At 54.3% G+C, this 23,219-nt stretch carries 21 protein-coding genes; 10 read left to right on the forward strand and 11 right to left on the reverse strand.

Features of this window, described 5'->3' with window-relative positions; genetic code table 11:
- Positions 1-2: 2 nt before the first annotated feature.
- The 3 genes from V8L70_RS11975 to V8L70_RS11985 form a co-directional block, all read right to left on the reverse strand.
- Positions 3-806 (reverse strand): alpha/beta fold hydrolase, encoded by an 804-nt coding sequence (locus V8L70_RS11975; protein ID WP_101146982.1) that lies wholly within the window; start codon positions 804-806, stop codon positions 3-5.
- 42 nt (positions 807-848) lie between these two features.
- Positions 849-1,517, reverse strand: a complete 669-nt coding sequence (locus V8L70_RS11980) for a 7-cyano-7-deazaguanine/7-aminomethyl-7-deazaguanine transporter (protein WP_101146983.1) — start codon at positions 1,515-1,517, stop codon at positions 849-851.
- 231 nt (positions 1,518-1,748) lie between these two features.
- Positions 1,749-3,662, reverse strand: coding sequence for a propionyl-CoA synthetase (locus V8L70_RS11985; RefSeq protein ID WP_101146984.1), 1,914 nt, complete (start codon positions 3,660-3,662; stop codon positions 1,749-1,751).
- Positions 3,663-3,966: 304 nt separating this feature from the next.
- Here V8L70_RS11985 and V8L70_RS11990 point away from each other — a divergent pair, with 304 nt between their 5' ends.
- Positions 3,967-4,287 carry an ArsR/SmtB family transcription factor gene (locus V8L70_RS11990; RefSeq protein ID WP_008956925.1) on the forward strand — a complete coding sequence of 107 codons (321 nt, stop codon included), beginning with the start codon at positions 3,967-3,969 and terminating at the stop codon, positions 4,285-4,287.
- A gap of 87 nt (positions 4,288-4,374) precedes the next feature.
- Here V8L70_RS11990 and sohB read toward each other — a convergent pair whose 3' ends face one another.
- Positions 4,375-5,418 (reverse strand): protease SohB, encoded by a 1,044-nt coding sequence (gene sohB, locus V8L70_RS11995; RefSeq protein WP_101146985.1) that lies wholly within the window; start codon positions 5,416-5,418, stop codon positions 4,375-4,377.
- A 186-nt stretch (positions 5,419-5,604) separates the two neighbouring features.
- Between sohB and V8L70_RS12000 the strand changes: the two genes are divergently transcribed.
- Complete coding sequence (locus tag V8L70_RS12000; protein ID WP_035555706.1) at positions 5,605-5,916, forward strand: SCP2 sterol-binding domain-containing protein; 312 nt, start codon at positions 5,605-5,607, stop codon at positions 5,914-5,916.
- A gap of 24 nt (positions 5,917-5,940) precedes the next feature.
- Here the strand turns inward: V8L70_RS12000 and nudC are convergent, their stop codons facing one another.
- From nudC to V8L70_RS12020, 4 genes are read right to left on the reverse strand one after another with little or no spacing between them, the layout of a single operon-like run.
- Positions 5,941-6,720 carry an NAD(+) diphosphatase gene (gene nudC, locus V8L70_RS12005; protein ID WP_008956922.1) on the reverse strand — a complete coding sequence of 260 codons (780 nt, stop codon included), beginning with the start codon at positions 6,718-6,720 and terminating at the stop codon, positions 5,941-5,943.
- The gene (gene dnaQ, locus V8L70_RS12010) at positions 6,713-7,450 is read right to left on the reverse strand and encodes a DNA polymerase III subunit epsilon (RefSeq protein ID WP_101146986.1); all 738 of its coding nucleotides are present in this window, start codon (positions 7,448-7,450) and stop codon (positions 6,713-6,715) included. Before dnaQ ends, nudC begins: the two co-directional genes overlap by 8 nt.
- The gene (gene rnhA, locus V8L70_RS12015; protein ID WP_008956920.1) at positions 7,450-7,920 is read right to left on the reverse strand and encodes a ribonuclease HI; all 471 of its coding nucleotides are present in this window, start codon (positions 7,918-7,920) and stop codon (positions 7,450-7,452) included. The genes dnaQ and rnhA overlap by 1 nt, the downstream gene beginning before the upstream one ends.
- Complete coding sequence (locus tag V8L70_RS12020) at positions 7,913-8,731, reverse strand: class I SAM-dependent methyltransferase (protein ID WP_101146987.1); 819 nt, start codon at positions 8,729-8,731, stop codon at positions 7,913-7,915. Before V8L70_RS12020 ends, rnhA begins: the two co-directional genes overlap by 8 nt.
- Positions 8,732-8,876: 145 nt before the next feature.
- Here V8L70_RS12020 and gloB point away from each other — a divergent pair, with 145 nt between their 5' ends.
- From gloB to V8L70_RS12050, 6 genes are all read left to right on the forward strand, one after another.
- On the forward strand, positions 8,877-9,644 hold the full coding sequence (gene gloB, locus V8L70_RS12025; RefSeq protein WP_008956917.1) for a hydroxyacylglutathione hydrolase: 768 nt from the start codon (positions 8,877-8,879) through the stop codon (positions 9,642-9,644).
- Positions 9,645-9,674: 30 nt separating this feature from the next.
- Positions 9,675-10,922, forward strand: a complete 1,248-nt coding sequence (locus V8L70_RS12030; RefSeq protein ID WP_101146988.1) for a transglycosylase SLT domain-containing protein — start codon at positions 9,675-9,677, stop codon at positions 10,920-10,922.
- 43 nt (positions 10,923-10,965) lie between these two features.
- A complete protein-coding gene (locus tag V8L70_RS12035; protein ID WP_101146989.1) occupies positions 10,966-12,894 on the forward strand; it encodes an extracellular solute-binding protein in 1,929 nt (642 codons plus the stop codon).
- Between the two features lie 77 nt (positions 12,895-12,971).
- A complete protein-coding gene (locus tag V8L70_RS12040) occupies positions 12,972-14,045 on the forward strand; it encodes a microcin C ABC transporter permease YejB (protein ID WP_101146990.1) in 1,074 nt (357 codons plus the stop codon).
- 2 nt (positions 14,046-14,047) lie between these two features.
- On the forward strand, positions 14,048-15,124 hold the full coding sequence (locus V8L70_RS12045) for an ABC transporter permease (protein WP_101146991.1): 1,077 nt from the start codon (positions 14,048-14,050) through the stop codon (positions 15,122-15,124).
- Positions 15,117-16,700, forward strand: coding sequence for an ABC transporter ATP-binding protein (locus V8L70_RS12050; protein WP_101146992.1), 1,584 nt, complete (start codon positions 15,117-15,119; stop codon positions 16,698-16,700). Before V8L70_RS12045 ends, V8L70_RS12050 begins: the two co-directional genes overlap by 8 nt.
- 226 nt (positions 16,701-16,926) lie before the next feature.
- Here V8L70_RS12050 and V8L70_RS12055 read toward each other — a convergent pair whose 3' ends face one another.
- Entirely contained in the window at positions 16,927-17,631 is a 705-nt protein-coding gene (locus tag V8L70_RS12055; RefSeq protein WP_101147051.1) for a pseudouridine synthase, read from the reverse strand.
- A gap of 2 nt (positions 17,632-17,633) precedes the next feature.
- Positions 17,634-18,446, reverse strand: a complete 813-nt coding sequence (locus V8L70_RS12060) for an amidohydrolase (protein WP_101146993.1) — start codon at positions 18,444-18,446, stop codon at positions 17,634-17,636.
- Positions 18,447-18,518: 72 nt separating this feature from the next.
- On the opposite strand from V8L70_RS12060, the gene rarD reads away from it, so the two are divergent.
- Complete coding sequence (gene rarD, locus V8L70_RS12065; protein WP_008956909.1) at positions 18,519-19,427, forward strand: EamA family transporter RarD; 909 nt, start codon at positions 18,519-18,521, stop codon at positions 19,425-19,427.
- Here the strand turns inward: rarD and V8L70_RS12070 are convergent.
- Positions 19,398-21,062, reverse strand: a complete 1,665-nt coding sequence (locus V8L70_RS12070; protein ID WP_101146994.1) for a methyl-accepting chemotaxis protein — start codon at positions 21,060-21,062, stop codon at positions 19,398-19,400. The genes rarD and V8L70_RS12070 overlap by 30 nt on opposite strands.
- Before the next feature lie 245 nt (positions 21,063-21,307).
- Between V8L70_RS12070 and V8L70_RS12075 the strand changes: the two genes are divergently transcribed.
- Positions 21,308-23,008, forward strand: a complete 1,701-nt coding sequence (locus V8L70_RS12075) for a SulP family inorganic anion transporter (protein WP_101146995.1) — start codon at positions 21,308-21,310, stop codon at positions 23,006-23,008.
- Positions 23,009-23,219 lie beyond the last annotated feature (211 nt).

Below are 23,219 nucleotides of genomic sequence, written 5' to 3' on the forward strand. Positions count from 1 at the left end.
CCCTATTGAGCGTCAATGAACGCCATGACGGCTTGCTGGAACGCTTCTGGCTGGTCAGCATGTAGCCAGTGGCCGGCGTTTTTGAGCGTCACCACGCGGGCACGGGGCAACACCTCACGCAGAGCGGGGACCATATCGTCAGCCACATAGTGGGAATCGCCGCCGCGCAGCACCAGCGCCGGGCCATCGTACGGCTGCTCGCCATCGGGCACGCCGATAATGTCGCTGTAACCACGCTTGATCTGATCTAATCCTACCCGAAGCGCCATCACGTTATCGTCATTGCGCACTAGATTGGTGGCTAGGAACAGGCGCGTAGGTCGGAAGTCCACATGCTCGGCCAGCAGATCATCGGCTTCACGACGGTTTTTGGGCTGCCCTTGGCGCACGTTGTCCAGCGCGGCAAACACATCATCGTGACCGTGCTCGTAAGCCACGGGAGCAATATCGGCCACAATCAGCGACGCCACCCGTTTAGGCGCCAAGCGCGCCAAGCTGATCGCGACTTTGCCACCCATGGAGTGCCCCAGCACGTGAGCGCGCTCGATCGATAGCTTATCGAGTAACGCGATAACGTCATCCGCCATGGTCGCGTAACGCATTCCCTCTGCATGGGGCGAGTGGCCATGGTTGCGCAGATCCAGCGCAATTACCCGGCGACTGCGTTGCCACACTTTTAAGTGTGAACGCCAATTATCAGCACTTCCCAGCAAGCCATGAATCACCACCAGCGGGGTGGTATCCGCGGTGGCTTCTTCGGCGGGCATATCGATAAAATGGAGATCAACGGTGGCAACGTCAGTCATGCTAGCTCCTAAGCCTTGCGGTCTCTGTGTGGTGTTTCGCGATTAAGCCGTGCGCGGTGCAGTATCCACCTGGCCTGTCCAAACCACCAAACGGCGGGTTAGCCAGGCTAGCAGCAAGCCATACAGCGGCAGGAAAAACAGCAGGCTGATGGCGAGCTTAATCGCGTAGTCGACGGCAGCTATTTCTACCCAATTGGCGGCCATAAACGGGTCTAGGCTGTTATAGAACGCCGCCGAGAAGAATGCAAAAGTATCGGCCAGATTACCCAGCACCGTCGAACAAACAGGCGCCACCCACCAGGCCCACTGGCGCAAGCGGTCAAACACCTGAACATCCAGTAATTGACCAATCACATATGCTAAGAAGCTGGCGAGCGCGATGCGGGCGACAAACAGGTTCCACTCCGAAAGCGCTTCAACCCCGGCAAAGCTGCCACGGGGAAACACCACCGACACCACATAGGAGACCAGCAGCGCAGGTAGCATAACGCGCAGAATAATCGATCGAGCCGGCCCTTTACCAAACAGGCGAACCGTTAGGTCGGTGGCTAGAAAGATAAACGGGAAGCTAAACGCGCCCCAGGTGGTATGAAAGCCAAACAGCGTAAACGGCAGCTGAACAAGATAGTTACTGGCGGCAATAATGCCAATATGAAAAGCCACCATTACCAGCAGGCAACGGCGATGCTGAGTCTCACTCAATGCAAACATGCGGGTCGACCTTTTTTTAACAGATAAGAGGGGTTAGGGAACCCTCGAGGTAGTAAGCACATCGCTAAATCAGTTTTGACTAGCGAACGCTATTCTGGGGAGCGCATTATACGGCTTCTGCAGGGTATTAAAAGTCAGGCTATTAAAAGTCAGGTTATTAAAATTCAGAGCATTAAAAAGCCGAAAGATGAAAGCCGCCCTCACTATCGGGCGACTTGGGCTTATGAATCGTTAATCCAGCGGTGTGGCTTTGTCTGCAGCGCCTACCGAGCGTTCGCGCATGGCGGCATGAACATCCGCTAGGCTAGTGGGGTCATCAATAGTGGAAGGAATACCAAACTCTTTACCATCGGCAATCGTGCGCAACAGCTTGCGTAAAATCTTGCCCGAGCGGGTTTTGGGCAAGCGGTCGACCACTAACACCTGCTTGAAGCAGGCAATCGGACCAATATGCTCGCGAACCCGCGCAATCAGTTCAGCCTCCAGCGTCGCTTCATCGCCATCAAAACCATCTTTAGGAATCACCAGGCCGATCGGCAGCTGCCCTTTCAGGTCATCATGAATCCCAATGACCGCGCACTCGGCAACGGCAGGATGCGCGCCGACTACTTCTTCCATTTCACCGGTCGAGAGTCTATGCCCTGCCACGTTAATGACATCATCGGTGCGGCCCATAATGAATAGATAGCCCTGCTCATCAAAATAACCGCCGTCGCCGGTTAAATAGTAGCCGGGGAACGCTGCCATATAAGCGCTATGAAAACGCTTTTCATCACGCCAAACGCCAGTAAGACAACCCGGCGGCATGGGCTGCTTGATGACCACACTGCCCTGCTCCATGGGTTTAGCCTGCTCACCATCACGGTTGAGCACCTGAACATTGAAGCCTGGAACGGGGAACGTCGCCGATCCCGCTTTGGTCGGCATCGATTCGATACCTGGCAAGTTAGCCGCGATGGGCCAGCCGGTTTCGGTCTGCCACCAGTGGTCGATCACCGGCACGTCAAGAAGATCATCCAACCAATGAAATGTAGGTGGATCTAGCCGCTCACCGGCCACATACAGATGTTTGAGGCTGCTGATGTCGTAGTTCTGCAGCAGCTTGGCGTCAGGATCTTCTTTTTTAATGGCCCGGAAGGCCGTCGGCGCGGTGAAGAAACTCTTTACCCGATACTCCTCTATCAAGCGCCAGAAGCTGCCCGCATCGGGTGTTTTGACCGGTTTACCTTCGTATACCACCGTGGTGCAGCCCAGCAACAAGGGGGCGTAAACAATATAAGAGTGCCCGACTACCCAACCCACATCAGAAGCGGTGAAGAACACTTCACCTGGTTCCATGGCGTAGATCGCTTGCATCGAGTAAGCCAATGCCACCGCATAACCACCCGTGTCGCGCATAACGCCTTTGGGCTTACCCGTGGTACCAGAGGTGTAGAGAATATACAGCGGGTCGGTGCCCTTCACGGGCATGCAGTCGGCAAACGGCGCCTTAGCGACCAGCGCCTTCCAATCGTGATCATTCGCCCCCAACGCTGCATGGTGCGCTTCACGCTGATAAACCACACAGGCATCCGGTTTATGGGCGCTTAACGCAATGGCTTGATCCACCATCGGCTTATACGGCAGCACTTTGCCTAGCTCGATACCACAAGACGCAGCCACCACCACTTTGGGCTCGGCGTCTTCGATGCGTGCGGCCAGTTCGTGAGGCGCAAAACCACCAAACACCACCGAATGGATGGCCCCTAGCCGGGCACAGGCGTACATAGCCACCAGCGCTTCGGGGATCATTGGCATGTAAATCACCACGCGATCACCCTTCTCCACCCCTAACTGCGTCAACGCCCCAGCAAAGAAAGCCACTTTGTCGCGCATATCCCGATAGCTAATGGTGAGTTTGGCCTGGGCGGCGGGGGAGTCCCAGAAAATAGCCGCCTGGTCACCGCGGCCATTTTCAACGTGGTAATCAAGTGCAGCGTAGCAAAGGTTCATTTCACCATCGCTGAACCATCGAGCATGCTGCTGCTCATCGTAATGTAGGATAGTTTGAGGTGGCGTATACCAAGGAATTCGTTTGGCTTGCTCGGCCCAAAACGTTTCTGGATGCTCTATCGACTGCTGGTAGGTATGCTGGTAGCGGCTCATGGTGTCTCTGTCTTTATTGTAATGACGATACGAGATAATTGTTGACACTGTATAAAGTAAATCTACGCCTCACCCTCATACTATGGGCTAAAAAGCGACTAAAGTAGCAGCCTGGCCAATAGCATTGTCGACAAGAAAGTGGCTATCTGCCTACCATTGATTAATCGTTAAACAGCGACTTGGACAAAACTCGCTAAATTAATGATCATTGAACAACTTGATCCTCGCGACGCGACGATGCCACTACAACGTATAACAATGCTCATAAAAACGCTGAAGTAACAGTGTAGGCAAGGAGATCATTATGTCTGCTTCTACAAGCGCCGCTACACGACTGCTTGAACATAACTGTCGCGCTATTGAGGCAGGGACTAACCTGCTAAAAGCGCTGGCCAACGAAAAACGCCTGCAAATACTCTGCCTACTTGCCGAAAAAGAACTGTCAGTGACGCAGATTAATCAACAACTTGCATTAAGCCAGTCGGCACTTTCACAACACTTAGCCATTTTGAGACGTGATGAACTCGTCGATACCCGGCGGGAGTCACAAACGATCTATTACTCGCTGAGCAGTGAGAGCGCCAAGGCAGTGATTGCTACCCTGGCACACCACTATGCTGCATAAAGCTCTTTATAGTTTTCAACATCGCTAATAGTCATACAACAACCATAGCTGTTAACCCTAGTTATTAACCATCGCCCAGAACGATGCTCAGCGCCGCTGCCAACCAGCGGCGTCGATCAAGCCAAGCGCTTTGAGGACTGCTTTTTCAACGCCTTCCGACACTGCCAAACCAAGTTTACGAGTCACTGTTTTAGGGGGCTCAAGCTTGACCGCAAAGACACGCGCCTCGGCCATACGCTCGACCAGATAAGCTTCGCTGGTACCCACACTGTCAACAAGCAGCTGGGTCAAGGCCTCGCTGCCGTACCAAATCTCACCTGTCGCAATCGTTTCAATGTCCATGGCGGGACGCCGCTCAGCCACATAGCTTTTGAATAAGTGGTGAGTATTCTCTAAATCTTCGAGGAACTTTGCTTTTCCCTCTTCGGTATTTTCACCCAACACAGTCAAGGTACGTTTGTATTTACCGGCGGTCAGGAGCTCCACGTCAATTTCGTGGCGTTTTAGCAAGCGATGAATATTAGGCACTTGCGCCACCACGCCAATAGAGCCGATCACAGCGAAGGGGGCTGCCTTAATATGCTGGGCGGTACAGGCCATCAGGTAGCCACCGCTCGCTGCCACCTTATCAATACATACGGTTGTAGTGAGCCCTGCCGTACGCAAGCGGTCTAACTGTGCGGCTGCCAACCCATAAGCGTGTACCAGGCCACCGGCGGATTCGAGGCGAATCACCACCTCGTCATTTTCGACGGCGACATCAATAATAGCGGATACTTCCTGACCAAAGCGCTCGGTTTGCGATGCCTTCAGGTCACCGTGGAAATCGAGCACCCAAACCCGTGGCTCATGGGTAGAATCTTGGTTAGCTTTTTGCGCTTTATGGCGTTTTTTATCTTCGTTGCGAAACGCCTTTAGCAGCTTTTTGCGGGCACCTGGTAACGTGGCCGTCAACCGTAGACGACGACCGCGCCGGCGGCGTTGCTCATTCAGTGGCTCAATGTGAAGTTTTAAGTCGCTCTCTTTGTCTTGTTTCGTTCGCGCCATCAAAAGCAAACCAATGCCTATCAGCAACATAACGATGGTGGTTTGCACGACAAACGTACCTATTTCCGTTATCCATTCATTCATCGACGTTCTCCATTGGTAAGCTTGAGTCTTTTAGGGTGGGCGCTCTGCCCCGATAAGATGTTGCGGGGTTTGTCCACGACGCTTGATTGAAACGCGTGTATGAAATAATCTCGCTCGCCATCACGATTGTTTCTTTGGGCTATTATCGCTAGCCTGAGTCTGATTTACCTAATTGAGAGAAATGTTATGTCTAACAACACCCTTGAGAAGTTGAAAGCGCGCTTTAATCCTGAAGCGGCAAAGGGCATGAACGAAGTGTTCCAGTTCCACTTCTCAGACGCGGGTAGCTACTACTTAAATATCCAAGATGGCACGCTGGATGTGCAAGAGGGCGAACACGATGATCCTTCCGTTAGCTTAAGCCTAACGACTGACACGCTAAAAGGCATCATGAGTGGCGATATCAATGGCATGACGGCATTTATGACCGGCAAGCTAAAAGCAACCGGCAATGTCATGCTGGCCACCAAGCTGACCAGCCTATTCCCTAGCGAGTAATGACATATCGGCACGCGGCGCCGTTTAGCGCCAGCGTGCCAAATGAGTTTCGATTAGTTCGCGTGAAATTGAGTAAGGTGGCGGTAGTGATGGCAGCTGGCGAGGTGAAAACCATGCAGCATCGCTGATCTCTACGCCGTCAATGCGAATACGCCGGGTTGTCGCTTCGGCGAAGTAGCCAAACATCAGCGAGTGGGGAAACGGCCAAGCCTGGCTCTGGTGGTAACGCAGTTGGTCAATATGCACGCCCACTTCCTCAAACACCTCCCGGTGAACGGCCTCTTCGGCGGACTCGCCCGGCTCAATAAAGCCGGCCAAGGTTGAATAACGGCCTGGCGGAAAACGCGGGCTACGCGCTAGCAGCATCGCCTCGCCGCTAGTCACCAGCGTAATAATGCAGGGCGAAATACGTGGATAATTGCGGTGCCCGCAGGCATCGCAATGCATTGCAAATTCCGCGGTAAGCTTGGTAGCGGGCGCGCCACAGCGGCCACAGAAACGGTGATTTTCCAACCAGGCACCCACCTGCAACGCCGTTGAAAGCAGGCTGAACCAGGCGGTAGAAAGCTCGCTCATCCACTGCCGACCATCGATCCAGCCACTTTCCGCCCGGGACTCAACCAACAGTGCGACCGGCTCATCATCCCAATAACACAGCGGCTGCATCTGTTCTGTCCAGGGCTGAAAGGGTTGTAGCGGAGTCAGCTCCTCGCTACCACTTAGCGGTGCAGGCGCCAGCATACTGCGCGACAAACGAATAACCCGCCCGGCCTGTTCATGATGGGGAATTTCTCGCCTAAGCATCGCTTGCCATACCTTCAAACCAATTCAACTGATGCGCTTCACACTTGGCTTTATGGGCCACCTGCTCCTCGTCGGTTGGGCGCACGACGCGCAACTGACCTGGAGTAAGCGTCATACGTTGAATCGACAGACCTTCACTGGAGGTATCCGCCTGCTCCTGCTCTGCTACAGAGGCTGCGTCTAACGTCAGTGCGGTTTGCCCGCCGGTCATCGCCAAATAAACTTCAGCAAGAATTTCAGAGTCTAGTAGCGCGCCGTGCAGTACGCGGTGACCGTTATCAATATCATAACGTTTGCACAATGCATCCAGGCTATTGCGCTGGCCGGGGTGCATGGCCCGAGCCATCGTTAGGGTATCTAATACCGCGCAGTGATCGCGCACCGGCCCCAATGCAGGAGCTTTACGCTGCTGATTAAGCATACCCAGTTCGTGGTCGATAAAGCCCACATCGAAGGGGGCGTTATGAATCACCAGCTCGGCGCCTTCAATAAAGGCCCAAAATTCGTCGGCTATTTTCGCGAACACCGGCTCATTGGCGACTCTAGCGTCATCAATGCCGTGAACGGCAACGACTTCTGCGTCGATGTGGCGTTCAGGGTTGATGTATTGATGGTAGGTGCGGCCCGTAAAACGGCGATTGACCATTTCAATCGCGCCAATTTCTACTAAGCGATGACCATCTTTAGGGTCGATACCGGTGGTTTCAGTATCTAGGATGACCTGGCGCATCATGCTCTCCTCTTGTGATGCTCATCAATGGCTTCATTGGCTAACGCGTCAGCGCGCTCATTGCCGGGATGGCCGCTGTGCCCTTTCACCCAGTGCCATTCTATGGTGTGTCGCTGGGTCTCTTCGTGCAGGGTTTTCCACAACTCAGCATTTTTGACGGGTTGCTTGGCGGCGGTTTTCCAGCCGCGCTTTAACCAGTTATGAATCCACTGGGTTATGCCCTGACGCACATATTGTGAATCGGTCCATAGCGCGACTTCACAGGGCGTGTTTAGCGTTCGCAGGGCCATGATCGCAGCCATCAACTCCATACGGTTATTAGTGGTATCTGATTCATAGCCTTTCAAGGTTTTCTCATGCTGGCCGCTCGCCAGCACCACACCCCATCCGCCGGGGCCTGGGTTGCCCCGACAAGCCCCATCGGTATACACCGTTACCCGAGGCAGTTGCCCGGCAGCCTCTTTAGTCAATTTCTTGATCCTTTGATTGATGCGTCTGAGCTTGTATTGGGAGCTCTTGATAGGATTGATAGTGAGCCGATGAACCTGAGCGGGTAACGCCTAATGAAGCGGGAGACGTAGGCGCTTTTAAACCAAACTTCAGGCGTTGCACTGGCGCTTGGCGTTGACGCCTGCGGGCTTGAATCATATAGCTCTCGCCTAGCGGTAGGTTATGCCTACGCCCCAGCGACTCCCAATATTCACCGCATTTAGCACTCATCCGCCCACGAAAACAGCAATAGTCTACGCGTTCCACCTCGAAGTCGACAAACGCCAACCAGTCGCGCAGGCGACTAACAGAACGCCAAGTGCCATCCCAGGGAAACTGCTGCTGGCGTTTTCGCCATTGGCGGGCAAGCCCACCCACACCGATCGGATTAAAGCCAAACAATACCAATATCCCATTGTCAGCGGTGACCCGCGCGGCTTCCTGAAGGGTGAAATGGGCGTCGGTTAAATACTCCAGCCAGTGATGAATAACCATTACATCTAAGCAGCGATCTGGCAGCGCTAACTGATCCGGCGGGCATATCAAGGTGCTCTCATTCTCGGCCATTGGTCTTGTGGGTGACCATCGAATGGAATGAGGAATCGCCGACATGGTCATTAAAGCTGGCCCCATGCTCAATTCCAAACTGTGGCCGCCCACGCGCGATTCCACCACGGGCCCTAAGCAGGCACGCTGTGTTTCCCATAGCGAGCGCCCGGCCTCAGACTGCCAATACGGTTGGCAACTTATTAAGCGCTTGGCGAGTGTCGTGGCCGTGGTCGAATTTGACATGAACAGCGCTTCCCTCCACAGTAACGGCTTTTCAACGCCTTGGTTACACCGATTTAGCGCTACTATTTAAGAAGCGCGATGTTTTGCGTGTTTACGCATGTTGGTCACTGAATTCTGTATTTTCGCAATTTAAAGGATCTCGCCGATGATGAGCGTGACACCGATCCCAGCTCTAAGCGACAACTATATTTGGCTATTAAGACAAGATACCAGCCAAAGCGTTTGCGTGGTGGATCCAGGTGAAGCGGCCCCTGTGATCGAGTTTCTTGAGCGTGAGTCGTTAACCTTAAAATCCATCCTTATTACGCATCACCACCATGATCATACCGGTGGTTTAGCGGAATTAATTAAACGCTACTCCCCTCACGTTATCGGCCCGGCCAACCCCAACATTGAAGGGATTGACGAGACCGTTGGCGACGGCGATGAAGTCCGCATTATGGGCCGTTTATTCGACGTAATAGCGACACCGGGCCATACGCTGGACCATATCAGCTACTTCACAGCGGGCATCCCTGCCCTTCTTTTTTGCGGCGACACTCTTTTTTGCGCCGGTTGTGGCCGTTTATTTGAAGGCACCCCAGAGCAAATGTTTGCCGCGTTGAACAAATTTGCGGAACTACCTGAAGATACACTGGTCTTTGCAGCCCATGAGTATACACAAGCGAACCTTACGTTTGCTCGTGCTGCGGACCCTGAAAACGAAGACGTTAAACACGCCTTGCAGGAGTGTGAAAAGGCGCGGGCATTGGATCGCCCCACCTTACCCAGCACGATAGGACGCGAGCTGAAAATTAATCCCTACCTGCGCGTGGGCACAGATAGCGTGCGCCAAGCAGCAGGCACCCAGGGTGTTAATGATACTGATCTCGCTACGTTTACCACTCTGCGCGAGTGGAAGAACCGTTTTTAAGAACGCTATCGAAACCAAACGAATGCAACTATGACCTATCGAACGATTCGCCAGCGCTTGATGCTGAGCGCTGGCAGTACCGTAATTATGGGCCTAATGTTAGCCGCTGCGGCAAGCTCACAAGCCTCTGCCCCAGCCTATGAAACCACTGAAAATGCGACGACAGCCTTACCTAACGGTGTTACCACCACGTCGCCAACCGATACAAAGCCCTATCCTACGCCTTTCCAAACCCATTTTTGGGAGGCATTAGAGCTTGAACCCCAGAATGCCTGGACGACCCTGCGTAAAAGCTTCCAGTGGCAAGAGAAAACATTGCCAGTAGAAGCTCAAGCTCGGGTGGATGAATGGATTGAGCACTACCGTTCAAGCCCTGAAAACATTGTCACGATCACCGAACGCGCCACCCCCTGGCTTGCCTGGATTACTCAGCAAGTCAGTGAGCGCGGCCTACCTGGTGAAATCGCGTTAATTCCGTTTGTCGAAAGCTCTTTCGACCCAGGTGCACGAAGCCACCGCGGGGCGGCAGGTCTTTGGCAATTTATGCCCCGCACCGGCGACGCATTGGGGTTAGTACGTAATGGTAATTACGATGGCCGTCTGGATGTTCTGACCTCTACCGAGGCCGCGCTGGACTACCTGGAAATGCAGGCCGACCAGTGGTACGAGGGTGACCTCATGCTTTCTCTGGCCGCTTATAACGCAGGCGCTGGCACCGTCAACCGCGCGCAGCGTCAGGTACAGGGCCAAGGGCTAAGTGGCGACTATTGGGATCTATCCCTGCCCTACGAAACCATGCAGTACGTTCCCAAGTTGAAGGCGATCGCTACGATCATTAACAATCCTGAAAAATACGGTGTGAGCTTACCTGAGATTCACATCGACCCCGCCTTCGCAAAAGTTCAGTTGGCCCACGCAGTGAGTCTGTCTGAAGCCTCGCAAATGCTGGATGTCAGCAAAATGGCACTGGCTGAGCTGAATCCGGGTTTACTGAATGGCAGCATCGATCCACGCAGCGCACAGACGTTGCTTGTACCCGAAGAAGTGGATAAACAAGTGCTGGCTCAACTGTCACAGGGCAATAGTCAGACACGGGGCAATAGCCAAGCGCTTGCGCAAAATAACAGCGCAGATACGCATCGCGTTGAAAGGGGCGATAGCCTCTCAGCGATAGCGGCCCGCTATAATATTGATCAACAAGACCTGATACGCTGGAATTCGATTGACCGCCCCAGCACTTTACAACCGGGGCAGTTACTGACACTTTCAGGGCGTTGAATCCGGGTTTACTAGTTGGCTTTGTTCACATGGGATGTTACCAATGCCGCGTGGTCTGTTTTTTGCGAAAGCGTTTCTACTTATCAGTGGCTTGCTAATAAATGTATCGGTACTGGCGTCAGAAGCAACGACCACTATCGACTCTTCCCAACGCCCTGCCGGTAACAACGTGGTGGGCGATTTAAATACGGATGCCAACAACGTGGTGCCGGTTGAAACAGTTCACGGGTTATCACTTTACGATAGCCCCGAGCTACCGGCAGACTTCCCCTACTTCCCCCATGTGAACCCACAAGCCCCCAAAGGCGGCACCATTACCCATACCGCCGTGGGGGGCAGCTTCGATTCAACGAATCCGTTTATTATTCGCGGCACACCGGCCACTGGCGTTTCGCAAATTTATGACACCTTGATGGCCAGCAACCCCAATGAGCCCTTTAGCCTTTATGGTTTATTGGCTGAAGGCGTGCGCCTGGACCCTGACCGGGAATGGATTGAGTTTGACCTTCGCCCTGAAGCACGCTTTCAGGACGGCGAACCCGTCACCGCCTACGATGTGGTGTTTTCACTTAACCTGCTCCGGGAAGAAGGCAATCCGTTTTATGCCAGCTATTACGCGGGCGTGAACGAGGCAATCGCCCTCAACGAACATCAGGTGCGCTTTACCTTCAGCGACACCGATTCCCGAGAACTGCCGCTAATCATTGCTCAACTGCCGATCCTCCCCCGCCACTACTGGGAGCCCCGCGAGTTCACATCGCCTACCCTGGCGGCTCACCCTGGCTCTGGCCCCTACCTCATCAGTGAAGTTGACCCAGGCAGGCGAATTGTTTATCAGCGCGATGAGGATTACTGGGGTAAAAACTTGCCGGTTAACATTGGCCGCTACAACATTGACCGCATCGTTTACGACTACTATCGCGACCGCGATATCGCCTGGGAAGCCTTCAAAGCGGGCCTGACAGATTTTCGTACGGATGCCCGCGCGGCCACCTGGGCGATTGGCTACGACTTTCCTGCCTATGAAGAGGGCTTGGTGAAGCGGCTGACGGTACCTGACGTCAACCCATCCATGATGCAGGCCTTTGTGTTCAACCTGCGCAAAGAGAAGTTTCAAGACCCACGGGTACGCGAAGCGTTAAGCCTTACCTTCGATTTTCCTTGGCTCAACACCAATATTTTCTACGATACCTACCGGCGTACCGAAAGCTTTTTCCAGAACTCGGAGATGGAGGCCATCGGACTACCTTCGGAAGAAGAGCTGGCACTGCTTGAACCGTTTAGGGAAGAGTTAATTGCTTCCCATGGGTCTGACCGCCTGTTCACCGAACCGCTGCCCATTGACCAACCCCTCAATCTGCGCGAGCGTCTACGCAAGGCACTGGCGCTTTTGCGCGACGCGGGCTATCGCGTTGAAGAGGGAGTGCTGGTCAACCAAGCCACCGGCCAGCCACTCAGCCTTGAAGTGCTGCTCTACGATTCGGGTCTTGAGCGTGTGGTTCAACCCATGCTGCGTAACATGGCCCGCCTAGGGGTGCAGACCTCGCTGCGCATCGTTGATATCAATCAATATTTAAACCGGCAGCGCAGTTACGACTATGACATAGTGATTAGCCATTTCCCCCAGTCGAACAACCCAGGTAATGAGCAGCGCGACTTCTGGACCAGCGCCGCCGCCGAGGCGCCGCAAAGCCGCAATCGGATGGCGCTCGCCCACCCAGCGGTCGATGCCCTGGTGGAAGCGATCATTAGCGCCGATGGTCGTAAGGAACTGGACACCGCCACACGGGCGTTGGATCGGGTACTGCGCTGGGGATTTTATGTCATTCCTCACTACCACTCAGGCGAAACCCGCATTGCGATCTGGGACAAGTTCGGCTATCCCGAGCCCTTTCCGAAGTATGCGATGGATCTGGATGCATGGTGGGTAGATACCGAGCGTGAAGCAGAACTGCAGCGCCAGCGCCGCTGAGACTGGCTTTATTACAGCGACTTATTCGCAACGGCTTATCCTCAACGGTTTCATCGTTATAAACCTCGGAGTGCTCTGTGGCCCGCTACACCCTACGCCGACTGCTGCTAATGATTCCGACCCTTTTTGGGATCATGCTACTCAATTTTATTATTGTTCAGGCGGCGCCGGGCGGGCCGATTGATCAGATGCTGGCACGTTTTGAGGGTGCAGACGCCATGGCCAGCACCCGCTTGGATATGGGCGGTGCCGATGTGCAGGTAAGTGACGATTCTCGTGGCGCCCGGGGTATCGACCCACGCTTTATCGAACAGCTAGAACAGCAGTTTGGTTTTGATAAACCCGCCCACGAGCGCTTTATTGGCATGATGGCGGATTACCTCACGCTCGATTTCGGCACCAGTTTTTTCCGCGACCGCCCGGTAACAGAGCTGATGATTGAGCGGTTGCCGGTGTCCATTTCGCTAGGGCTATGGACCACGCTGCTGGTCTATCTGATCTCGATCCCTTTAGGTATCAAAAAAGCGCTTCGCCACGGTTCCCGTTTCGATGTCTGGTCGTCGGGGTTAGTGATTGTCGGCTACGCCATTCCGGGCTTTTTGTTTGCGATACTGCTGATCGTGCTCTTTGCTGGCGGCACCTACTGGGACCTGTTTCCCCTGCGTGGTCTAACCTCGCCCAACTTCGACCAGCTTTCGGCCTGGGGCAAAGTCAAGGACTATTTCTGGCATATCACGCTGCCGGTAATTGCAGCTTCGATTGGCAGCTTTGCTACCCTGACCATGCTGACCAAAAACAGCTTTCTAGATGAAATTCACAAGCAGTATGTCATTACCGCTCGCGCCAAGGGCGCCGATGAGCGGCGGGTGCTTTATGGCCATGTTTTCCGTAATGCCATGCTGATTATCATTGCTGGCCTGCCCGCTGCCATGATCGGGATTTTCTTTACCGGTGCACTATTGATAGAAGTGATCTTCTCCCTGGATGGGCTCGGCCTGCTCGGCTTTGAGGCGGTGATGCAGCGGGATTACCCGGTTATTTTCGGCACGCTGTTTTTATATACCGTGATCGGTCTGATCCTTAAGCTGATTTCCGATTTGACCTACGTGTGGGTAGACCCGCGTATCGACTTTTCGACCCGGGAGTCATGATCATGGCCTCTCTTTCTTCTTATTTTTCGCCCATTACCCGCCGACGGCTGGCGGCCTTTAAAGCTAACCGCCGTGCCCGCGTATCGCTTTGGCTGTTTACGGCACTGTTTGTGTTTAGTCTGTTTGCCGAGCTGATCGCCAACGACAAGCCCATCGTCATGCAATACGACGGCCAGTGGTACGTGCCGCTGCTGGTGGATTACCCCGAAACCGAGTTCGACGGGTTTCTTCCCACGCGTACCGATTATCTGGATCCGTTTATTCAGCAACAGATTAAAGAGCACGGCTGGGCGCTGTGGCCAGCCATCCCGTATTCCTACCAAACCCTGGACATGAACATGACCCGCCCTTCCCCGGCACCGCCGGATAGCCGCCACTGGCTGGGCACCGATGATCAAGGCCGCGATGTATTAGCGCGTGTCATTTATGGCTTTCGCCTCTCGGTTGCTTTTGCACTGGTGCTCACTGCGGGCTCGCTGGTAATCGGCGTTGTGGTTGGTGGGGTGCAGGGCTACTTTGGCGGCAAGATTGATTTGATCGGCCAGCGGGTGACTGAAATATGGTCGGGCCTTCCGGTGCTGTTCCTGCTCATCATTTTAGCCAGCTTTGTTCAGCCGGGGTTCTGGTGGTTGCTGGGGATCATGCTGCTCTTCTCATGGCTTGGCCTGGTCGATATCGTGCGCGCCGAGTTTCTGCGTGCGCGTAACCTGGAGTACGTGCGTGCCGCCAAGGCGATTGGATTGCCCTCGCGCCTGATCATGTGGCGCCACGTGCTGCCCAATGCCATGGTCGCGACCCTGACCTTTATTCCGTTTCTGTTTACCGGTGCTATCGGCACCTTGACCGCGCTGGATTTCCTCGGTTTCGGCCTGCCCCCCGGCGCGCCCTCGCTGGGCGAGCTGGCAGCGCAGGGCAAGAACAACTTACATGCCCCTTGGCTGGGCATCACGGCGTTCATGACCCTGGCAATCATGCTTTCGCTACTGGTGTTCATTGGCGAAGGCTTGCGCGACGCCTTCGACCCACGTCACGTACAACAGCGCCAGGCTGGCCCTACCCAGGAGACACAGAATGCCTAACCCGCTCCTGCGCATCGAAAATCTCAACATTGCCTTCGATAATACGCCCTTGGTGCATGCGCTATCGCTCACCCTCAATGCGGGTGAAACCCTGGCGATTGTCGGGGAGTCCGGGTCGGGAAAATCAGTCTCTGCGCTCGGGATGATCAACCTCTTGCCCAGCAATGCCACCGTCAAGGGCGAGCGTTGGCTGGGTGATACCGATCTGTCGACATTGACCCAGGACCAGTGGAACGACGTGCGCGGTAATCGTGTCGGTTTCATTTTTCAGGAGCCGATGACGTCACTTAATCCGCTCCATCGGGTTGGCAAGCAGATTGGCGAAGCATTGCGGCTGCATCAGGGCTTGCGTGGCCAGACGGCCCGCCAACGCTGCAAAGCGCTACTCCAACAAGTGAAACTGCCGCGCCCGGAAGAACTGCTGGATGCTTGGCCTCATCAGCTTTCGGGCGGACAGCGCCAGCGGGTGATGATTGCTATGGCGATTGCCAACAATCCCTCTCTGCTGATTGCCGATGAGCCCACCACCGCCCTGGACGTGACGGTGCAGCAGGAGATACTTGCCCTGCTGCGTGAACTGCGCGACCACCACGCCATGGGCATGCTGTTTATCAGTCATGACTTGAACCTGGTACGCCGTCACGCGGATCGCATCTGCGTCATGCATCAGGGGCGGATACAGGAAATCGGGCCGGTTGAGCAGGTCTTTCAACACCCGCAAAGTGATTACACCAAAGCGCTGCTCGCCGCCGAGCCGGAAGGCAGACCCCAGGCCATTAAGCAAGCGCCACCGCTGTTAACGGCTCGTCAGTTGAGCGTAAGCTTCAAGCGCCCCAAGACCGGCTTGTTCAAGCGCCAGCCGCCTGCGTTTGTGGCAGTTCAGCCCACCGATTTTCAGATCACGCCGGGCGAGACCCTGGGCGTTGTAGGGGAGTCAGGGTCGGGCAAAACCACGCTGGCGTCGGCAGTCATGCGGCTGGTCACTAGCCAAGGCGATGTTACCCTTGGCAACGACAAACTAAGCTCCCTGTCCGGTGATGATTTGCGACGCCAGCGCCACCGTTTTCAGATGGTGTTTCAGGACCCCTATGGCGCCCTTTCGCCGCGCATGCCGGTCTTCGATATTGTCAGTGAGGGGCTACGCTTTCATTACCCACACCTGACTGACAAAGAAGTCACCCAGCGGGTTAACCAAACCCTTCAAGAAGTGGGTTTGCCCGAGAGCTGTGCTGCGCGCTACCCCCATGAGTTTTCCGGTGGTCAACGCCAGCGCATTGCCGTGGCCCGAGCGATCATTCTGGAGCCAGAACTGCTGGTGCTTGATGAACCCACTTCTGCATTAGACCGCACGGTACAGAAGCAACTTGTTACTCTGCTGCGCGACCTTCAGGCCCGCAGGCAGTTATGTTATCTGTTCATTAGTCACGATCTTGCTGTTATTCGCGCCATGGCCCATCGCATTATAGTGCTCAAAGATGGCGAAGTGGTCGAACAAGGCCCCTGCCTGGACGTGCTTTCTGCGCCCAAACACGCCTATACCCAAGCGCTGATTGCCGCTGCTCACCTAGCCCCTTAAAGTTAAGCCCCTTAAAATTCAGCTTCTTAGTACTTATCACCTTAGTAGTTAGCAACGGCTAACCGCTATTGGCAGGAGGTCGTTCTAACTTGCGACCTCTCTTTCTGATTGGCACGAAAACCTGGGAATTACTGGAGTCGAACTTACAAGATAACGGTATAAATATTCAATTAAAATAAAGCCGCCCACCCTTTCAGGCGGCGGCTAAAGAATACTTACGAAGTATTCAGAACAGCGCAATTTCGTCGTCAGTCAACTCACGCCACTCGCCGGGCGCAAGGTTGGCATCCAAGGCTAAATCACCGATGGAGCTGCGGTGGAGAGAGTTCACATGATTCCCTAAGGCGGCAAACATACGCTTTACCTGGTGGTAGCGCCCTTCGGTAATCGTCAGCTCCGCCTGGGTGGGCGATAGCAGCCTTAGCGTGGCGGGCTGGGTCGGGGTTTCTTCGCCATCCAGCATCAGGCCATCCGCCACCTGGCCAATCGCCCACTCAGCCGCTGCACCCTCCATGGGCTCAGCAAGCTCTGCGATATAGACCTTGGCGCAGCGGTGGCGCGGCGAGGTCACACGGTGCGACCACTGGCCGTCATCGGTTAACAACAGCAGTCCTGTGGTATCCACATCCAAGCGCCCCACCGGCTGTAAGCGTTCGGCTTTGGGCAGATCAATCAGGTCGATTGCGCGCTGGTAAAGGCCACGGCGGGCATTACACTCAACGTCAACGGGTTTGTGCAGCATAATGTAGCGCACCCCTACCAGCGCCAGCCGCTCGCCATTAAGGACAACCACATCGTTATCGGTATCGATTTGAGTAGCCGACTGTTTGATCGGCTCACCATTGAGGGTGACTTCGCCGTTCTTAAGTGCTCGCTTGGCGAGGCTACGGGTTAACGGTGAGGTTTCACTTAAAAAGCGATCAAGGCGCATCATTAACCCACTCCTGGCAGCAGCTTAAAATGGTCGGCATCTTGCCAGGCAGGAAATTTTTCACGAAAAGCATCAAGGGTAGTTTTATCCAGCGTGCCCGTCTCTATAAACGGGGTATGGGCAGGTTTATCAATTAACGGTTCGCCTTTGAAGTCGACCAGTAAGGAGTCGCCGCTATAGGCAAGCCCTTTGGCATCCTCTCCAACGCGATTAACGCCAATCACATAGCTTAGGTTCTCTACCGCACGGGCCTGTAGCAGCGTACGCCAGGGGTGACGACGCGGTGCTGGCCAATTGGCGATACACAGCAGCGCATCATACTCGAAATGCTCACCTTCTGCTGGCTGCTGGCGCATCCACACTGGAAAACGCAGGTCATAGCAAACGCTCAACAGCAGCTTAAAGCCATTGAGTTCCACCACTTTGCGTTCACTACCCATGCCGTAGCGCTCATGCTCGCCAGCCATACGGAATAAGTGGCGCTTATCGTAGTAGGTTAAGTCGCCCTCCGGCGTTGCCCATATCAAGCGATTATAAAATTCGCCATTCTCTTCGATCGCCACGCTGCCGGTCATCACGCAGTTACGGGCCTGCGCCTGAGTCTGCAGCCAAGTCACACTTTGGCTTTCGGCCATCGGCTGAGCCATTTCACGGGAATTCATGGTAAAGCCGGTGGCAAACATTTCAGGCAAAACAATAAGGTCGGTATCACGGCTATCCAGCTCACCGAGTAACTCCTCAAGATGAGCGTGGTTGGCTTGTGGGTCTTCCCAGCGCAGATCGCACTGCACCAAGCTGGATCTAAGTTTAGTCATTAAACACCTCCGTTCCGCCAGTGTTATTGCAATGTTTATGCTAGATTAGCATCTTTAAATAATGAGGCTGCTATGCTTCCTACTCCAACACGCGATCCCGACGCAGTCAAAGGCGTTATGTTTGGGCTAACGGCCTATACGATGTGGGGCTGTTTTCCGCTCTTTTTTGCCTTATTTGACGGCGTTCCCGCCTTTGAAATATTGATTCACCGCATTATCTGGGCCTGCCTGTTTTTGGTGGGTCTGATTACCCTGTTACGCCGCTGGCCTCCCGTTGTTGCTGCTTTGGGCGAACCAAAAAAGCTTGGACGTGTACTGGCCTGTGCGCTATTGATCGCGTTCAACTGGGGTATCTATATCTATGCGGTGGAATCCAAGCAGGTCTTGCAGGCGAGTTTAGGCTATTTCCTGACGCCGTTGGTGAACGTCGCGCTCGGCATGCTGGTGTTGCGAGAAGTGATGGCAAAGCTGCAACTGGTGGCGCTGGGGCTAGCAAGCATTGCGATTGCCACCCAGTTTGTAATGCTTGGTGAACTGCCCTGGATCAGTTTGCTGCTGGCGTTGAGCTTCGGTAGTTACGGCCTGTTTCGTAAGCAGGTGCCGCTAGACGGCCTATCAGGGCTGTTTGTGGAAACCCTTTTGCTATTCCCCCTCGCCCTGATCGCCTTGACCTGGTTAAGCTGGAACGACACCTCACATTTTTTACAGAACACTTCAACGACCAGTTTACTGGTCGCCAGTGGGGCTTTAACCGCGCTGCCGCTAATGGCCTTTGCTGGCGCGGCCCGCCGGTTGCGTTTGGCGACCCTGGGCTTTTTGATGTACATCAACCCGAGTATTCAATTCCTGATCGCGTTAACCGTTTTCGGTGAGCCCCTTGGGCTTATCCAGTTGGCGACCTTTGTGCTTATCTGGATCGGGCTTGCGCTCTACTCCTGGTCAGCGTGGCAGTCACGCCCGCGCTACGCGGCGGCTAGTTAGAGTAAGTGGTGGTGAGTTGGCGTCTGCGGCGCCTTTCAGCATAGACGCCGATGCCGTGACCCGTTCCGGCTGATAACCCACCCGGAAGCCACCCCAATGCTTGCCCTGCACATACACTGGCACTGAAAGGTCGTGCATGATTTCTCCGGTATCCCGCTTGTAGGTCTGCAGCAACAGCGGCTTTTCATGGGCGCCACAGCGGCTACCAGTCGGGTCATCGAATATCCGCTTACTACGGCAATATTTGAGATCGTGAGCGTAGTCACCGGTTGGCTCACGGCTGACTGCCTGATTATGGGTCGGCACATAGCCTTTACGGTCGCAGGCAATGGCGTAACTCAGACCCAGCTGTTTCAGCATTGGTTCTTGCAAAGTGGGTAGGTGCTTATCGGTAAAGGTATCGAAACCGGTTTTATAAAGTGGCGGCTGGGTACCGGGGATTTGCTCGTAATGGGGCTGGAACAGTTTAGTTTCTGACAGTTCACCACTGGCAATCGCTTTTTCGAGCATCTTGCCCAACTTATCGGCAGTTGATCGCGCGGCATGAAACACCTGCTGGTGTCGCCCTTCTAGATGCTGTTGAGCCAGTTCCCCATCAACCCCTTCAGCGGCTTCCATCAACGCCCGGGCCTGCTCAGCCAAATCGTGCATATTGCGGTTGCCTTCATCCACGTCATCTTCCAGTTGGCTCAGGCTGTCCGCCACGGTTTGGCTGTGTTGACGAGTATTTTCCATGGCATCGGCGACGCGGGTAATTTCACTCTGTACCTGGTCAAATTCCTGCGTAATCGTCCCCAGACTATTGCCAACTACTTGTAATCCTTTCGAACGTTCGCTGATACGGGTCATTAAATGGCCCATGGTGGTGACCACCGATTGGCCGCTCTCGTGCATGTCTTTCACCAGCTCGTCGACACTTTGCGTCGCGGTGGAGGTTTTTAACGCCAAGTTGCGCACTTCTCCAGCGACTACTGCAAAGCCGCGCCCATGCTCCCCCGCCCGTGCCGCTTCGATGGATGCATTAAGCGAAAGAAGGTGGGTTTGCTCGGCGATATCCTCGATCATTGAGGTGACGTTACGCACACGTTCAATTTTTTCGTTCAGAGCGGTCAGCATGTCCAGTGCCTGATTAGAGCGCTCGGCGACATCACTCATATCCTGGATGATATCGTCCAGCTCCGCATGGTTATGGTGGCTGGCTTCACGGGCGCTCTCTGCCAGTGCCGCCACTTGGCTGGCGCTTGCACTGACCTGCATAATAGCCGCATTAATGGCTGTCATGCTGGTAGAAGCCTCTCGGGCCATGGTCTCTTGTTGGGTCAGGCGCTGGTCCATCAGGTCGGCATAGTGGGAGACTTCTGCCGAAGCAATTGCGGTACTGCTGGCGCGATTCATCAACCGGTAGGCCATGGCGCGCAGCGAACGGTAATCACGAAGAGATTTAAAGCCACGCTGGTGCTGCTCAAGGTGCCGTTGATCGGCGCGATATACACGCTCAAAAGTCGTTAGCAACATCGCGCCGCCCCCCAATGCGGCACATAACAGAGCAACATAAATCCAAACGCCGCCTTGAGCGGCAAGACCAACCGACAACGCCACCATCAGCACTGGAACCAGCAATAGCAGTACACTCATGAGCAGTACTCTTTTATTGATGTTGTTGAGTATCAAACAGCCTTATTAAGGAGGTTTAACTCTCCTTAGTGCGTAATCTTAACGGGTTATGCTAATGAAAGAAGTAGCACTTTGGGGGAAGACGGAAAGTTCAGAAGCGCCTGATCATCATTGAATTAGCGCCGTGCAAATGAATATAAGCACTGCAATGAATTGGAATATCCCTTACTCTCTTCATTCTGACACTCCTACACCTTATGGAATTCATGTTAAAGCGCTATTTTCCCATTCTGACGTGGCTCCCCCATTATCATAAACGTCTGCTGGGGGCCGACCTCTTAGCGGGGTTGATTGTCACCGTGATGGTTATTCCTCAGTCACTCGCCTATGCACTACTAGCTGGGCTGCCAGCAGTGGTTGGCTTGTACGCAAGCATCCTGCCGCAACTGGTTTATACCCTATTTGGTACCAGCAAAACCCTAGCGGTTGGGCCGGTCGCCATTATCGCGTTGATGACGGGTGCGGCCCTGTCATCTGTCGCAGCAACCGGCACAGAAACGTATTTACAGGCAGCGCTGATACTGTCACTGCTTTCTGGCGGCATGTTGGTAGTGATGGGCCTGCTAAAAATGGGCTTTTTCAGTAATTTCCTTAGCCATCCAGTGATTTCGGGATTTTTAACCGCATCGGGTATTTTGATCGCAGCCAGCCAACTCGGCAGTTTGCTGGGCATCGAAAGTAGTGGTTTTACCCTGGTGGAACGCCTGGTTACCTTGGTGCCCAATCTGGCGTCCTTCAACTTACCCACCCTGATGATCGGCGGCGGTACCCTGGTATTTTTGATTGCACTGCGCCGACATGGCAAAGCCACCCTACATAAAGCGGGCTTGCCTCTCCCTCTAGCGGACTTGATTGCAAAAGCTGGCCCCGTCTTTGCAGTGGTTATTACCACTCTGGTGACCTGGCACTGGCAGCTGGCGGAGAAGGGCGTCAATGTGGTTGGCCAGATACCTGGCGGCCTGCCAGCGCTGAGTTTTCCCTGGGGAGACTACTCGCTGTGGCGAGCACTGGTGATTCCTGCACTACTGATCAGCCTGGTAGGGTTTGTAGAGTCGGTCTCCATGGGACAGATGCTGGCGGCTAAGCGGCGCCAGCGTATCTCGCCCAATCAGGAGTTAGTGGGCCTGGGCGCTAGCAATCTGGCCGCCGGTTTTTCCAGCGGCATGCCGGTCACCGGCGGTTTATCACGCACCGTCATCAACTACGACGCAGGCGCCCAGACACCTGCCGCCGGTGCCTTTGCGGCATTAGGCATTGCACTGGTAACGCTGTCATTCACCGGCTGGCTCTTCTACCTGCCAATTGCGACCCTGGCCGCGACCATCACCGTGTCGATTTTGACGCTGGTGGATATCCCCATGCTGCGCCAAACCTTGCGCTACTCACGCAGCGACTTTGCTGCCATGGCAGTGACCATTCTACTCACGCTGATCGAAGGCGTTGAAGCCGGTATCCTCAGCGGTGTCACGCTATCCATTGCGTTGTTCTTGTACCGTACCAGCCGTCCTCATAGCGCGCTGGTGGGCCGGGTTCCCGGTACCGAGCACTTCAGAAACACCACCCGCCACGATGTGGAGACGGTCAATAATGTGGCCCTGCTGCGCATTGATGAGAGCCTCTATTTTGCCAATGCCCGCTACTTGGAAGACACCGTTTATAACCTAGTGGCGAGCCAACCTGAGCTAGAACACGTTGTGTTGATCTGCTCGGCCGTCAACCTCATAGATGCTTCAGCGCTGGAAAGCCTGGATGCCATCAATGCCCGTTTAAAAGACTCCGATGTAAAACTGCATCTATCCGAGGTCAAAGGTCCGGTGATGGATCAACTCAAGAAGAGTGACTTTCTGGATGCGCTTACCGGCCGAGTATTTTTAAGTACTTACGCCGCTTGGCGTGAATTCTCTTAATTACATAGCATTCGCGACTATTCTGAAAAACCAGGCAATTGCCTGGTTTTTTTATGCATGACTATTACCAACGCGAGTCGCCACTGACAACGGCATTGACAGCCACCCAGCGGCTTCTCTACTATCAGCTGACCACTTAGCAAAATACAATACCGCAGAGCAAAACAAAAAGTAACTAAACGTAACCACTAACGTCATTACAACCACAATA

The organism is Vreelandella arctica (assembly GCF_037070215.1).
Taxonomy (GTDB): domain Bacteria; phylum Pseudomonadota; class Gammaproteobacteria; order Pseudomonadales; family Halomonadaceae; genus Vreelandella; species Vreelandella arctica.

What these genes read in the sequence shown, in the direction of transcription:
- V8L70_RS11975 (WP_101146982.1), bottom strand. Translation starts at nt 806, where the DNA reads ATGACTGACGTTGCCACCGTTGATCTCCATTTTATCGATATGCCCGCC.
- V8L70_RS11980 (WP_101146983.1), bottom strand. Translation starts at nt 1,517, where the DNA reads ATGTTTGCATTGAGTGAGACTCAGCATCGCCGTTGCCTGCTGGTAATG.
- V8L70_RS11985 (WP_101146984.1), bottom strand. Translation starts at nt 3,662, where the DNA reads ATGAGCCGCTACCAGCATACCTACCAGCAGTCGATAGAGCATCCAGAA.
- V8L70_RS11990 (WP_008956925.1), top strand. Translation starts at nt 3,967, where the DNA reads ATGTCTGCTTCTACAAGCGCCGCTACACGACTGCTTGAACATAACTGT.
- sohB (WP_101146985.1), bottom strand. Translation starts at nt 5,418, where the DNA reads ATGAATGAATGGATAACGGAAATAGGTACGTTTGTCGTGCAAACCACC.
- V8L70_RS12000 (WP_035555706.1), top strand. Translation starts at nt 5,605, where the DNA reads ATGTCTAACAACACCCTTGAGAAGTTGAAAGCGCGCTTTAATCCTGAA.
- nudC (WP_008956922.1), bottom strand. Translation starts at nt 6,720, where the DNA reads ATGCTTAGGCGAGAAATTCCCCATCATGAACAGGCCGGGCGGGTTATT.
- dnaQ (WP_101146986.1), bottom strand. Translation starts at nt 7,450, where the DNA reads ATGCGCCAGGTCATCCTAGATACTGAAACCACCGGTATCGACCCTAAA.
- V8L70_RS12020 (WP_101146987.1), bottom strand. Translation starts at nt 8,731, where the DNA reads ATGTCAAATTCGACCACGGCCACGACACTCGCCAAGCGCTTAATAAGT.
- gloB (WP_008956917.1), top strand. Translation starts at nt 8,877, where the DNA reads ATGATGAGCGTGACACCGATCCCAGCTCTAAGCGACAACTATATTTGG.
- V8L70_RS12030 (WP_101146988.1), top strand. Translation starts at nt 9,675, where the DNA reads ATGACCTATCGAACGATTCGCCAGCGCTTGATGCTGAGCGCTGGCAGT.
- V8L70_RS12035 (WP_101146989.1), top strand. Translation starts at nt 10,966, where the DNA reads ATGCCGCGTGGTCTGTTTTTTGCGAAAGCGTTTCTACTTATCAGTGGC.
- V8L70_RS12045 (WP_101146991.1), top strand. Translation starts at nt 14,048, where the DNA reads ATGGCCTCTCTTTCTTCTTATTTTTCGCCCATTACCCGCCGACGGCTG.
- V8L70_RS12050 (WP_101146992.1), top strand. Translation starts at nt 15,117, where the DNA reads ATGCCTAACCCGCTCCTGCGCATCGAAAATCTCAACATTGCCTTCGAT.
- V8L70_RS12055 (WP_101147051.1), bottom strand. Translation starts at nt 17,631, where the DNA reads ATGCGCCTTGATCGCTTTTTAAGTGAAACCTCACCGTTAACCCGTAGC.
- V8L70_RS12060 (WP_101146993.1), bottom strand. Translation starts at nt 18,446, where the DNA reads ATGACTAAACTTAGATCCAGCTTGGTGCAGTGCGATCTGCGCTGGGAA.
- rarD (WP_008956909.1), top strand. Translation starts at nt 18,519, where the DNA reads ATGCTTCCTACTCCAACACGCGATCCCGACGCAGTCAAAGGCGTTATG.
- V8L70_RS12070 (WP_101146994.1), bottom strand. Translation starts at nt 21,062, where the DNA reads ATGAGTGTACTGCTATTGCTGGTTCCAGTGCTGATGGTGGCGTTGTCG.
- V8L70_RS12075 (WP_101146995.1), top strand. Translation starts at nt 21,308, where the DNA reads ATGTTAAAGCGCTATTTTCCCATTCTGACGTGGCTCCCCCATTATCAT.